At 42.5% G+C, this 12555-nt stretch carries 20 protein-coding genes; all 20 read right to left on the bottom strand.

Annotated elements, in window-relative coordinates:
* Nucleotides 1–6: 6 nt before the first annotated feature.
* The 20 genes from HC733_RS14585 to HC733_RS14490 all read right to left on the bottom strand — a co-directional run bounded on the left by HC733_RS14585 (nucleotide 7) and on the right by HC733_RS14490 (nucleotide 12372).
* Nucleotides 7–1749 (bottom strand): terminase large subunit, encoded by a 1743-nt coding sequence (locus tag HC733_RS14585; protein ID WP_190365756.1) that lies wholly within the window; start codon nucleotides 1747–1749, stop codon nucleotides 7–9.
* A gap of 17 nt (nucleotides 1750–1766) precedes the next feature.
* A complete protein-coding gene (locus HC733_RS14580) occupies nucleotides 1767–2207 on the bottom strand; it encodes a P27 family phage terminase small subunit (protein ID WP_190365755.1) in 441 nt (146 codons plus the stop codon).
* A gap of 113 nt (nucleotides 2208–2320) precedes the next feature.
* On the bottom strand, nucleotides 2321–2773 hold the full coding sequence (locus HC733_RS14575; RefSeq protein WP_190365754.1) for an HNH endonuclease: 453 nt from the start codon (nucleotides 2771–2773) through the stop codon (nucleotides 2321–2323).
* Between the two features lie 444 nt (nucleotides 2774–3217).
* The gene (locus HC733_RS14570) at nucleotides 3218–3436 is read right to left on the bottom strand and encodes a hypothetical protein (protein ID WP_190365753.1); all 219 of its coding nucleotides are present in this window, start codon (nucleotides 3434–3436) and stop codon (nucleotides 3218–3220) included.
* Complete coding sequence (locus HC733_RS14565) at nucleotides 3433–3831, bottom strand: 3TM-type holin (protein WP_190365752.1); 399 nt, start codon at nucleotides 3829–3831, stop codon at nucleotides 3433–3435. Before HC733_RS14565 ends, HC733_RS14570 begins: the two co-directional genes overlap by 4 nt.
* Complete coding sequence (locus HC733_RS14560; RefSeq protein WP_238937566.1) at nucleotides 3831–4271, bottom strand: glycoside hydrolase family protein; 441 nt, start codon at nucleotides 4269–4271, stop codon at nucleotides 3831–3833. The genes HC733_RS14565 and HC733_RS14560 overlap by 1 nt, the downstream gene beginning before the upstream one ends.
* Before the next feature lie 41 nt (nucleotides 4272–4312).
* Nucleotides 4313–5188, bottom strand: coding sequence for a hypothetical protein (locus HC733_RS14555; RefSeq protein WP_190365751.1), 876 nt, complete (start codon nucleotides 5186–5188; stop codon nucleotides 4313–4315).
* A 29-nt stretch (nucleotides 5189–5217) separates the two neighbouring features.
* A complete protein-coding gene (locus HC733_RS14550) occupies nucleotides 5218–5418 on the bottom strand; it encodes a hypothetical protein (RefSeq protein WP_190365750.1) in 201 nt (66 codons plus the stop codon).
* Between the two features lie 437 nt (nucleotides 5419–5855).
* Nucleotides 5856–6371: a DNA-methyltransferase gene (locus HC733_RS14545; RefSeq protein WP_190365749.1), complete on the bottom strand. Its 516-nt coding sequence runs from the start codon at nucleotides 6369–6371 to the stop codon at nucleotides 5856–5858.
* Nucleotides 6372–6524, bottom strand: coding sequence for a hypothetical protein (locus HC733_RS14540; protein ID WP_190365748.1), 153 nt, complete (start codon nucleotides 6522–6524; stop codon nucleotides 6372–6374).
* Between the two features lie 285 nt (nucleotides 6525–6809).
* A complete protein-coding gene (locus HC733_RS14535) occupies nucleotides 6810–7184 on the bottom strand; it encodes a hypothetical protein (protein ID WP_190365747.1) in 375 nt (124 codons plus the stop codon).
* On the bottom strand, nucleotides 7185–7388 hold the full coding sequence (locus HC733_RS14530; protein ID WP_238937565.1) for a helix-turn-helix domain-containing protein: 204 nt from the start codon (nucleotides 7386–7388) through the stop codon (nucleotides 7185–7187).
* Nucleotides 7388–7687: a nuclease domain-containing protein gene (locus tag HC733_RS14525; protein ID WP_190365746.1), complete on the bottom strand. Its 300-nt coding sequence runs from the start codon at nucleotides 7685–7687 to the stop codon at nucleotides 7388–7390. Before HC733_RS14525 ends, HC733_RS14530 begins: the two co-directional genes overlap by 1 nt.
* Nucleotides 7684–7905, bottom strand: a complete 222-nt coding sequence (locus HC733_RS14520) for a hypothetical protein (protein ID WP_190365745.1) — start codon at nucleotides 7903–7905, stop codon at nucleotides 7684–7686. The genes HC733_RS14525 and HC733_RS14520 overlap by 4 nt, the downstream gene beginning before the upstream one ends.
* Nucleotides 7905–8372, bottom strand: a complete 468-nt coding sequence (locus tag HC733_RS14515; protein WP_190365744.1) for a DUF1367 family protein — start codon at nucleotides 8370–8372, stop codon at nucleotides 7905–7907. Before HC733_RS14515 ends, HC733_RS14520 begins: the two co-directional genes overlap by 1 nt.
* Nucleotides 8373–8620: 248 nt before the next feature.
* Nucleotides 8621–9187: a hypothetical protein gene (locus HC733_RS14510; RefSeq protein ID WP_190365743.1), complete on the bottom strand. Its 567-nt coding sequence runs from the start codon at nucleotides 9185–9187 to the stop codon at nucleotides 8621–8623.
* Nucleotides 9144–9317 carry a hypothetical protein gene (locus HC733_RS14505; RefSeq protein WP_190365742.1) on the bottom strand — a complete coding sequence of 58 codons (174 nt, stop codon included), beginning with the start codon at nucleotides 9315–9317 and terminating at the stop codon, nucleotides 9144–9146. The genes HC733_RS14510 and HC733_RS14505 overlap by 44 nt, the downstream gene beginning before the upstream one ends.
* Nucleotides 9317–10186, bottom strand: a complete 870-nt coding sequence (locus tag HC733_RS14500; protein WP_190365741.1) for a helix-turn-helix domain-containing protein — start codon at nucleotides 10184–10186, stop codon at nucleotides 9317–9319. The genes HC733_RS14505 and HC733_RS14500 overlap by 1 nt, the downstream gene beginning before the upstream one ends.
* 245 nt (nucleotides 10187–10431) lie before the next feature.
* Complete coding sequence (locus tag HC733_RS14495) at nucleotides 10432–10842, bottom strand: hypothetical protein (protein ID WP_190365740.1); 411 nt, start codon at nucleotides 10840–10842, stop codon at nucleotides 10432–10434.
* A gap of 18 nt (nucleotides 10843–10860) precedes the next feature.
* On the bottom strand, nucleotides 10861–12372 hold the full coding sequence (locus HC733_RS14490) for a DNA cytosine methyltransferase (protein ID WP_190365739.1): 1512 nt from the start codon (nucleotides 12370–12372) through the stop codon (nucleotides 10861–10863).
* Between the last annotated feature and the right edge of the window lie 183 nt (nucleotides 12373–12555).

Genomic DNA, 12555 nt, shown 5'->3' with positions numbered 1-12555 from the left:
TATCTTTTAACACCCGACTTCCCCTGATTCATATATAGATTCTTTGTTTTCTTCTGGCTTTCTGATTTTATGCATTGCTTCACCCATAGCCATGATCAAAGCGACAGCACCGTCTATCTTGTTAATTGCCTTTTGCTTAATTGGCCGTACAACATCGTCATTACCCTGTAGATTTTTACCAACAACGTTACTGATATGCCAAGTCATAACGGCATTCCCGTCATGATGAAAACGACCAGAACTAATGGCCGCTTCAAGTTCTTTCATTGGGTCCGACAAGTTGGTGTAGTTCTGCGTGACAGCAAACACATCTAAGTTTTCATCGATCAATTCATGCGCTAAGTTGGTCGCACCATGTGGGTCAATAGGAACGCTCACAAAAGGCGTTTCAGAATGAGCGTGCAACACATCGGCTTTTATTTCTCTGTAATCGACCTCGCAACCATCCGTAATGTTGAGTAAGTTTTGCTGGGCAAATTTCATATAAATTTCACCCAGCTTTTTGTCCTGATTGTCGTATACCTGATCGTATGGCACCCAAAACATAGGGCTGATGCAGTACCAGTGAATTTTACCCCTAATCTCTCGCCAAAAGACTCTAGGCCCAGCATTCATATCAAGCTTACGAGCCAAATCAAGTGCAAGAACAGATTCCCAGCCAACAAAGTGACCAAGTTTTAAATTTTTATCTTCGCACTTCTTCCAATCTTCCATGTTGAAAAAAGCAGTCTTTGCACTAACCCAAATATTTAAGTGTTTGGTTTTAAATCTATTCGCAAAGCGCGGGTTCTTAATTGCTTTCTGTTGTTGTGCGAGTAAGTATTCAGCTTTAACACTGACGCCAAAGTTAGGATTGGCCTTTTTTAGTATATCTGGGTCTGTCCAATCATCCCCTGCGTCAATCCCGTAGATTAGCGCAAATAGACCATCGTCATCATCAGACTCAAGCATTGACGCGCAACGTTCTTCCAAATCATGACAAGGGCTGCTAATGTCATCACCAGCTGTAGTGATCACCAACATCATAGGTTGTTCACGTGATCCCATACCTGTATCAAACGTGTCGTATTGATCTGATGTTGGGTGTTCGTGGTACTCGTCAATTATCCCCTGATGCGGACTCGCACCATCACCAGGTTGTCCGATTACCGGCTCAAACTTTGAACCATCACTGAGCTCAAGCTTTTTTGCATTGACCTGTATGCCAAAGCGCTTTTTAAGCGATGGTAACTTTTGCACCATTAACTTGGCAGGCTTGAACACCTCCCACGCTTGCTTTTCGTTTGTAGCTCCGCAGTAAATTTCGCTGCCGTATTCACCATCAGCAACAAAGCCATATAACCCGAGCCCAGCAGCAATGATTGATTTACCGTTTTTTCGTGGTACTTTTAAATAGACTTCTCTAAAACGGCGTGTTCCATCGCTTTTTTTAACCCAACCAAATACACAGCAAAAAAAGAATAATTGCCAAGGCTCTAGCGTGATTTTTAATTTTTGCTTTAGCCATTTTCCTTTGGTGTGAGGAAGTTTTTGAATAAACCTACAAGCACGTTCGGCTTTGTCTTTATCAAATTGATATTGATAATTTTTGTTGGATTGGCGCTTTAAATCATTTAGGTGACGCTCGCATGCTAAGCGGGTATACCTGCAAACATTTATCTTTCCAGAAACGACATCACGTGCATATTTATTGGCCGAATTTACATTGTCGTAATTTGGCGCTTTGTATGCTTTTCGTTTTGCGGACATGCATTATTCTAACTCTGTTAAAACTCGTCAAATTCCCCTTCGCCTTCTTCACCTTTCCCTCCACTGATCATGCGCGCGCGCGCCATCGGCGTAAGGCCAAGTTGTGCAGCCAGCTTTAGAGATTGATTGGTAAATATATTGTGGGCATTGACTAATGGGTGCAATTTAAGACCACCGGAGGCAGTTACATCCGTGAACTCTTCCATTTGGGCCAGCTGCTTTTCAATTTTTATAACCTTGCCAATTGAGTTGCAGTAATTAATTAAATGTGGGATGTCTTCGGTCGAAAATGAGCCACGTTCAAACATCACTTCTAGGTTTGAATGCCATGCATCAATTGCATATTTATCATCGTTCAGCAGCTCTTTAGGGCAATGTGGTTTGCCTTTTATATTTGGATCTCCCACTGCCAAACCTGATTTTGGTCTGCCAGCACCAGCCGCTCTAACACTTCCCATTATCCACCCAAGCAAAAAATTTAGCTCGTAAATGTAAATTTACTGATCAAATTGCGATTCTTATTTTTTACGCATAAAAATGTGACTGGATGGCGGTACTATAAATAGTCGTTTCATCCCAACAATTTGACCCCCATACCCCTATGAATTGCGTTAAAGATTGAGGTGTTTGCGTATTTTTTGAGTATAAGGTCCTTGCTCTTACCTCTTTCCCATGCAGTCTTATCTTTTGCGCAGGAATTACAGAAGCAAGATAAGTTCTTATCACTTTCATCACCGCCCATTGATACCGGTATAATGTGTTCACATACATTGCCCGGTACTACAAGTGATGATGTGCCTAGCAAACAGTTTAAACAAAGGTGATTAGCAAGCTCTTTAACTCTTGGCGCTATCTCCGTTCGCCATTCCTTTGTCTGGTATATGCGCTTACCCTTGCGTTGTTGTTGCTGTTGGTAGTTACCCCAGCTAGCTTTATCTGCATGCTGGTCACAGTAGCCATGGCGATGTGTAGTTCTGTTACCACACCCTCGCTCACGACAACGCTTTGGTATTGCTTGCGGCATACTGTTACCTATTTGGTTTGACTAAAGCGTAAGAAACCTTTCGCTAATGCGTTTGGTTTAATATCTCTGCGCAACGAGCTTGTCCTCTCATTGCAATTAGAATAAAAAGGGGTAAGCAGCCCCTTGGTTACAAGGAGCCCAAATATCTTCACACTCCGCCAACTCGTTTACTTTGCTTGTATTAATGTATCTAGCTTCTTATCTATAGACTTGAGCCGTTCCAGTGTTCGCTCGTGGTCTTCGATACGGGCATCTTTCACCCGTTCGATTCCTTGCTCGTTTAAAGAAATATGCTTATTAAAATAGCTAAGCAATGCAGATAAGCATTATGCCTAGTACGCCAATGGCTCAGAATATTTGCGATGCACTTATACCGCGTACATATGTATTGTGTTGATTATGCTTTGACATATTGCATTTGCCCTTAATTTGATTGCTGAATACTTATAAACTTACCTTGCCGCTCTCTGCTGCTATCTTGACTAGTCGCACCCTTGACCAGTAATTGACGATTGCTGTTATCGCTCCAAACAGAATGCCAGCAAGCACGCCCCACTCATTAATAGATAAGCCGCCAAAGAATAGAAGTAATGCGTTTAAGGCTGCTGATAACCAGTTCACTAAATATGCAGATACGCTAATCGCATCGTTTTTACCTATCACTTGGCAACTCCTTTAATCTTTTCTACTGTTCTGAGGCCCGCTAGCCCCAACATGCCCAGTGTTAACTCAAGCATGACATCGAGTGGCAATTGCGGTGCGCCTACTTCTGGCCATAGCCATTGCAGTAATGGGTTAATTACAAATGCAAACAGAAAGCCCAAGCCACATACCCACATTAGGAATGGCCTAGCTCCTGCGACAAACACACTTCTATGTGATGCGCTTACAGCATTGATATGCGCCTGCACTTCGCGAGACTTTGAAACTAATCTAGCCTTTAATAGCTCATGATTGAGAACTTCTTCTTCACTTGTTATTAGCTCATCCAGTATATTGCCAACAGCCTCAATAGGGTCTTTTGTTGCGGCGCTAAATAGATTAGATAGCCAATTCATTATTGCCATTCCCCTGCCAGCATCTGCTGTGCTAATTGTTCAGCGCGATTCGGCGTTTGTTTTGCCCAGCGACTATTAAGCATCTCACATGCTGCACTTTCGTATTCACATGCTTTGATGTGTGCAAGTGTCTTGCTGAAATTCAGCAGCCCTTTAAAGCCAAGCTGGTATGCCATATTTATAAGAACAGCCTTCCGTGGCTCATTCAGCTTCATGAAAAAAGGGAATGATTGCGTTAGGCGTGTTATAAGCCCCTCTACTCTGTGCGCTAGAATGATTTCAGCTTCATCTTCTGTGATGCCAGCCTCTAGATTTAATCCGTATCCAATCGTCAGCTTTCCCGCTGTACAGGTGTAGGGAGTGGATCTATATCCCTCATGTTCTTTAAGTTGTTCTATTGAAAGCATGGTCATAGCTGTCCACTCCCTAAATTTGGGCATAAAAAAACCCGCATTAAGCGGGTTGACAATGTACTTCTGCACTAGGTCCCTGCACGGACTTTACATCTTGGCTTACTTTCTGTGCTGGATGAATTCAAATTCACATCAAAATCTACATGATCAGGTTTGACGGTATCTAAGTCGTATCTATGCTTCTCAAAATCAGAATAGTGTTTCACATCATGTATATTGGCATGAACTAATTCTCTAACAGGAATGGCTATTGAAAACTTTTTTGCAATTAATTCAGCTCTAGTTTTTTTATCAACTTCCTTTAGCTCGTCCTGCACTAGATTATGTATTACATTTTTGTAGTTGATGACTTTTACAACGTCCAAGTCACTCTTTCCTCGGTAACCACTTATCAGCGGCAGAACATAGATTTCATTGCTGAACACGCCAAACTTTATTACGTAGCCAATATATACTTTCCTATTTGAAAGGGTGAAGGCAATAGGTAACTCTAAATCTAGTGAGTTAAAGATTAGCGATAAACATTCGTGAGTATCACCACGATCAGCATCTTTTCGCCATTGGTAAAGATATGGATCATTGCCCCGCGTAACAATAAAAAAGGCGAACTTGTAAATTGAGGGAAGGATAGCTGCCAGAATTAATGTTAAAAGCGAAACTGATATAAGATTTAGTGTCTCATGCGAGCTAGAGACGGTTGGCAGTAGCTTACCCATAAACTTTGCAAACCAACTTCCTATCGATATCGCGAACTCTGCATAGACTAATAAAGTGACAGCGCCATAAGTTAAACCGAAAAGAATCATACCGGCAAATGCGGCCATTATAAAAGTATGGTACCCACTCGAGTTTTTATACTCAACTATAGTTGGGGGAAACCTACTCAGAAATAACGACCCACTTGCGGTAAATAAAAGAATCAACAGAACTGTTGGTTTTATCATGCATTCCCTTGAAATTATTACATTTCTAGCTAGACGTTTCTTCCAACTTTACTTGCTGCTCGCGCCTGCGCCTTCACCGTTTCACTATCAAAAAGCGAGTCAATATCCACAACAAAATAGTCAGTACCAATCGTGCGAACTTTCAAGGGCTCTTCTTTTGGATTTCCACTAATTTTACTTTCTACGCCACTTGAACCAAAACTATTAAATATTCTTTCCAAAATACTCATAAATATCTCCCAACAAATAGATGTAATCTATCAGCTCGGCTCCTAATCTTAGAAGGCCAAACATGACCTTTAAATTTTAAACAGCCATGTTTAAACATTGTTTAAAGACCTTTAAACAACTTTAAGTTCGTTTAAATGTCGTTTACTGGCGTTTAATGTCGTTTACTGGCGTTTAAATTGATACTAAGACAATTAAGCAAAACTTTCAATAAACCCTTTTGCAAAAGATTTAGCTGTCCCTTTTGTAAACTGTTAGGCTAACCCTTTTAGTTAATGATTTAACTTAACTTTTTAAGTTCACTTTTTAGTTATACGTATAAATAGGTAATGTGTGAAAAAATTTAATCACCAGAACAACTGTTGATATGCATATATTCATAAGCAAGAGCGTGCCACATCCGTATGCGCACGTTTCTCTTAGTTAAATTGTCTGTTTACTACTCTTGCGTGTTTAGCCTTTTAGCGGCTTCTGCATACCAGTGCGGGTCTAACTCGTAACCTATAAAGTCACGTCCTGTGTTTTCGCATGCAACTCCCGCCGTTCCGCTACCTGTAAAGAAATCAACAACTAATGCACCCTCTTGGGTGGTTTCGCATATCAGCTTTTCAAATAGTTGTACTGGCTTTTCTGCTGGATGGCCTGTCACCCTGTTTTGCGGTGCGACCTTCTTGCATTCCCATATATCAGAAAGTGAGCGATTGGGGATCTCGGCGTCTTTCATACCGACAAATACAACCAGTTCATAACGTGGTCTTAACGCTTTCTTTGGCCCAGTGCCTATACACTGTTTGTCCCATACCAAGACTGAGGTAATGGACAAGCCTAAGTCAGCTAGCGCCTTTGTTATCACAGGCATTGAGCGCCAATTACAGAAAGAGACTAGATAACCTGTATCTTTCAGTATGCGCTTTGCTTGCTCAAACCATGACTTATAGAAATGAGCCACGTTCATCTAGTCAGCCCAAGAGCCAGCCCTTGATGGTTTGCCGATACTGCTAGCGCCTATCAAATATGGGGGATCTGTTAAAACTAAATCGACTGAATTGTCTGGAATGTTTTTGCTTTCTTCTACACAGTCGCCATTAACTAATGATACTTCTGTCATGCGTCACCTTTTCTTCGTGACGCTCTTGGCGTTCTGTATTGATTGTTTTTTTACAACGGGGGCATTTAACTTCTACTTTTCCGATTAATCGACAAAGCAACTTTCCGCAAGTACATCTAACATCTTGCATATTTCACCTACAAAAAAACCTGCAAAGGGCAGGTTTATTTAGACAAGGTTTTTGTTTACGAAGCTCTCACAAGCTTAATGAAATTATGGCACATTCTACGCCGAAGAAAACGACATATACTGTCGCATTTTGCGACATTTAAGCACTTTATACTGTTACTGCCTGCTCAAAAGCCCTGTTTCGGCTCTAAGCAGCCAAAAATCGACACTTGTAGCACTGTCAAAACCACCCCAAGCACACGCTTCCTTTAAGTCCATTTTCTTAACATACTTGGCAATTAACACCTTTTTACATTCTGCTCTAAGTGTCTCAATTTTATCGCTGAGCAAAGCGATATGTTCAGGCGGGTTAATGCCATTTGAGCCATGGCTATACAAGTGCGCATCTGAGCTGAACGAACCGCCTAACACGTGGTTTTCGTAAATTTTATGAGTGCTCGACTTTTGGGCATATCCTTGCAACGCCTCTTTACTTGCCCAATAGCGCCCCCACAGCTTCAGCTGAGCCCTAACTTGTTTAAGGTTTTCCATTTATTTACCCACCTGTAATACTTGTATGAGACTTAACTGGCATACTTGTTCAACTATTGCAGAAACAGTATCAAATGGCAGTTTGCCTTTGTCACTTTCCCAACGCTGAACTGTGCGAGGGCTTACGCCGTAAATTCGTGCCACATCTTCTTGGCTCATAGCTCTGAAAGTTCGAGCCACTTTTATTACTTGCCCACCTGTCATCATGCCACCTTAATTAAACCTTGATTGAGCCAAATAGACTGTGTTCTGATCATCCCTTCATATGCGCATTGGTCAGCATATTCTTTAGGGGTGATCATTGTTACGCGGTCAATTTCTTGATGACACTCAAAACAGCAGAAAGCAGCATGTATGTCATTGCACTTTTGACCGACACCAGACCCTTTTGCAACATGAGCCAAAACAACCGTGTCAGTTCTGCTCCTGCATATACCTGGTACTCGAACTTGGCACTCTTGGCCCCTTGCACTTTCTCTTAGTTTTTTGCTTGTTACGCTCATGCTGCTTTATTCCTGTATTGTTTTGCTATGTTGTGAAGGTAGGTATTTGCCGCACCTCGGGCGTCTTTCCTAACTGTCGTTCTATATATGCGCTCGTATTCGTCAGCCACTTCTTGTTGTTTGTCGGCTGGTATGACTCGCATACGTGCGTATATCCAATTTGCGTCAGAGTCACCAGCTCTTGAGTGGTAGTATTTGGGGTAAATTACGTCTGTCATTATGCAAACCTAATTAACTGTTCAACAGTCTGCTCTACTTCTGAGTAGTCCTTATACTGACTAAGTACAGATTGAAGGAGAACATCAATTGTTTTGCTGTAAAGCTCGCTGAACTCAGCCTCATCCATTTTTGCAAATGAGATAGACTTAGCGCGCATACGAACCCCACCATCTGGATAACCCACAACCTCGTAAAATCCAGCCTGTATTGCTATCCACTTTCTAAACTCGTTGAAGTTTTTAAGAGGCGTTATACAAAACCCCTTGTTTTGAATCGGCTTGACTTCAAAGTGCTCAAAACCAAGATTTAGAAGCGCCATATATTTGCGGTGGAAATCAGGGTTTCTTACGCGCTTAAATTCACCATTAACAACCTCACCAAGCTTTAGCTTTTGGATGTAGTCGCCATCCATGGTTGTGAGTGGCATTAGACCTTGAGGCGTTTTAATAAAGGACAGCTCAGCCATTTGAAACCCTTAATGCCTTGCAAACTTCTATCATTTGAATCGTTTCGCTTGCTGTGCCAGTGCACCTAATAATTGGCTTGATTTCACATTGATGGTTCAAGTCTGTTAACTCTTGACCACTATCTCGTTTTACAAATAAGCGATGTTTACAAAGTTGAGCACCATTCAATGTATATTTTTGTCCATTGCGTAATAGCTTGAATCGCGTTCCCGCTGGCAAATGTCTTAGCTGCATTTAGTCACCTCAATTACATGTAACGCATATAAGCTGGCTGAACTTTGTGCTCAAGCAACTGCGGAATTTCCGCCAGTTGGCCTTTGGCATATTTTACTGCCAGTTCTGTGTAGTGCTTCTTGACCTCTTTTAGCCATTGAGAATGCGGTAACATTCGGCGAGACTGAGAAACAGCGGCGTTTAGCCAGTAGCTTAATGGCTCAGCCCATGTTTTTGCTTTGCCGTAGTTCTCTTTGCGCTGGTATTCCATTTCACTTAAGCAGTTTTCAATTGTCGGCATGCCCTTAGCGTGTAAACACATGATCATGAACTCTTGCGCGTTAGGCGGGTGTTTCTCGTATGTTGAGCGTGTGCGCATTGCATCGACTGCATCACGTATGTTTTTGCCAGTACAACCCGTCCCAATCAGCGCCCTCGCGTATTCAATGGCTAGCTCTTGTGTGTTGCCCTGCCAGTTGAAGTTAGCCGCTGGGTGTGCCGCCAGCATGGTCGGGATCACCTCTTGTTCAAATGTGCTGACGAGTGCATCCAGTGGGTTACTTACTGTGCTGTTCGTTGTCTTCAACAATGCCTGTTCCATGTTCCTGCTCCCAAATTATCTGTTCGTCTCTGTAACTAAGTTGGTCAAATGGATTGAGGTTTTTGTTTTGCCAGATGCTCTCTAGTGCATCGTAATAATCCCAATCGCTGTCAAAGTTTCGTGGATTCATTACACCCTTTGGTTGTCGTCTAACAGTGGCATACCAACCAAGCACCGCTGTTTAATTTCTTGCAGCGCGTTGGTTGGTTTGCGCTGATGAAAACCTGAGTTAGCAAGCCATGCGAACTCGAACCCGCGCCAATTCCGCAATATGCATTCTCCCAAGCAATCATCGACACTAACCCCGTTTTGCACTGCAATTTCAAATTGCTTTGCAAGTCGATTGATCACAGTCTGGGAAACGTTAGCTTTCATTCGCTTGCGCATATCAAACCAATCAGATAAAACCTGCTCACTCGGCTCTTGAGGCCAACATGAAAAATCCAGTGGCTTTTTAGTATTATTTTTTAATGGTTTTATGACTGGTTCTAATGACTGGTTATGTGATCCGTTTTTGGTAGGATTAAAAGATCCGTTTTTGGAGTTTAGCGCTCCGTTTTCGGTAGTTTTAAAAGACCCGTTTACGGTAGGATTAAAGCCCTCTCCTTCACTAATACTACCGTTTTTGGGTGTATTGAAATTCTCACCTCTAGAAGCCTCGTGAGACGGGGCCTCCAACGGGTCGCATTCGTTAATACCCCCAATTTCGGTGGTATTAGATTTTTCGACCTTCTCAACGCCATTCAAGCGATAAACTTTAGTCCTGCCTCTTTCTCCAACTCGCCTGCCCGTATCAGAGATGATCCCTAGAGACTCTAGCTTCCTTAAATTGCTGTTTACTGTCTTCTCGTTCAAGCCAGTATCTTTTGCCAAGCGCATAATGCTGGGGAAACAACAATGGTACTCGTCTGCCCTATCAGCTATTGATAACAGTAACAGCTTTAAAGTCGCTGGTTTTAGCTCTTGTTTCCAAGCCCAATCAGTGGCTATCCTACTCATAAACCACCCCGCTTGATTTTTGTGCACTATGTGTCATATACTTAACTCCGTTAATGATTGAACCCGCATACTTAGCCGACCAAGCCTGATGCGGGTTTTGTTTTATTTACGATCTGGTTTTTCACTTTGGCTTTCGCCGTCTTTCTTCGTACTGCCCCTACCCGCTTTGTGTTCTGGGTATCTGTCATATAGATTGTCAAACATGACTATTGCTCCTATCTTGCTATTCCCAATTTTTAACCACCTCAGGGTTTTACTGGAAAATCAGGTTTAAGGTATTTACCCCATCCAACAAGAACGTTGTTTTCATCGAATGTGATTGGTTCGTAATAGCTTGAGTATTCGGGGTGATTTAAAGTGTTATGCCAACCTATTGCACTAACTGGCATACCATCTGAATCCTCAAAGTAATCGCCGATAGGCTCTTCTTTGTCTGGGTCGTCTGAAGCATACTCGAGAGGCTTGTTAACGTACTGAGCATCAAAAATGCAGTCCCATGAGCTACCGTTATGATTACGTCTCACTGCTACCCAGAATGAATTTGCTTCGCCTTTTTTAACATCAGGCGTTTTCTCTGGCGGCTGCCAATCGACTATCGGCTTTTGGTTTTTAACTAGTTTTCTTGTCGGTGCCTTTGGTGGCGGTGTTAGTTGCATGGTTATATCCTTCTAAAGTTATGCAGCGATGCTGCTTTGATTTGCGCCTAAATTGGCCTCGACTATCGCTTGTGCTACTGGTGGGCAAACAGCATTGCCACATCGAGCGACTTGGCTTGCTTTTGATAGTTTCTTACCCTCGCTGTCGTGACTAATGATGTAATCATCGGGAAAGCCTTGAGCCGCAAACAGTTCATGAGGCTCAAGCATGCGCATCCCAATATCTACAATTTGATATTCTTCACCTCTGATCGTGACTAGCCCAAAGCGATCACGCGTTGTAACTGTATGCAAAGGTTTATCTAATCTATGGGCATTACCCGTGCCGTAATACTCAACAAGAAACGCCCTCACCTCACCAATATGAAATCCGCCGGCGGAAATTGTGTGAACAGGTTCATCAGTGCCATGCCCAATATTTGTGCCGCGCATTTTTATCATGTGGCTGGTTACTAAGGCGTTGTGATCTTTGGCTGTTACTGTGTGTAACGGCTCTTGGATATCGGAACCATGAACACCTGTGTAATGCTTTGCTATATGAGCAGATACCAATGCAAAGTGCCCACCTTTGACTTGAGCACATATAGTTCTTAACGGCTCATTTGCTGCCATGTTGCGCTGATTGCTTGCGTTGGCGTGTTCAGTAATAAATGGCACCGAGCACTCTTCAGGCACTACAAAAGGCTTATCCGAGTTAATAACAAACTTTTCTAAACCTTTAGCAATACGCTTCATTGTGTTTTCAGCTAGGGGGCGCTTTCTATTAAAAATTGAACGAACTGGAATGCTCCAATCAATAATGTCAGCCGCAGTTTTATAAGGCTTTAGACCTTCTCCATGAGTGGGTTCGGGCCATACAATTGGCTGTTTGTCATTTCTGGCAATCAAAAAAAGGCGCTTACGTATAGTGGGCGTGCCATAATCACTTGCTGATAATATTTTCCACTCTACTTTGTAACCAAGACCATGCTTAATTGATTTATAGATTTTGAGCTTTCTTTTAAGGTCATAGTTACAACGAAACAATGATTGGTATATATCTCTATACGCTGGATGATCTTTGCCAAGACCTACCGACAAAGCTGCAATAAAGCCTTTAAAGGTCTGTCCACGCCCCTCTTTACATGGCTTACCATCAACAACAGGACCCCATGTTAAAAACTCTTCCACGTTTTCTAACGCAATTATTCTTACTGGGACCTGCGCTGCCCAATTAATGGCAACCCATGCCAAACCCCTAATATTTTTGTCTACAGGTGTCGCACCCTTTGCTCGCGAAAAATGCTTACAATCGGGCGAAAACCAAGCAAAACCAACTGGACGGCCACGACAAGCTTTTACTGGATCAACATCCCATACTGACTCACAGTAGTGTACTGTTTCTGGATGATTGAGCTTGTGCATGTCTATCGCTGCTGGGTCGTGATTAATCGCAATATCAACATGACGATTTAAACCAAGCTCTATGCCTGTCGATGCGCCACCGCCGCCAGCAAAATTGTCAACCACTATTTCGTTAGGCCTTAACATACTCACTTCCCTATATCTCGTTTAGCACTTGCTCAACCAAAGCGCGGCCAGTGTCTATACCATCCAAGCGCCCTATAAAATATTCATGCCGTGGATCATGCTGTGCTGAATCACTTAGCTCTTTTTTTCTTCTATTCGTGCATCAAATGCTTTTAGTAATGCTTCTAGAATATTGTCCTTGCT

The organism is Pseudoalteromonas sp. S16_S37 (assembly GCF_014694405.1).
Lineage (GTDB): Bacteria > Pseudomonadota > Gammaproteobacteria > Enterobacterales > Alteromonadaceae > Pseudoalteromonas.
The sequence above is the reverse complement of the archived record's forward strand: the minus strand, read 5'-3'. Positions and strand labels throughout refer to the sequence as shown.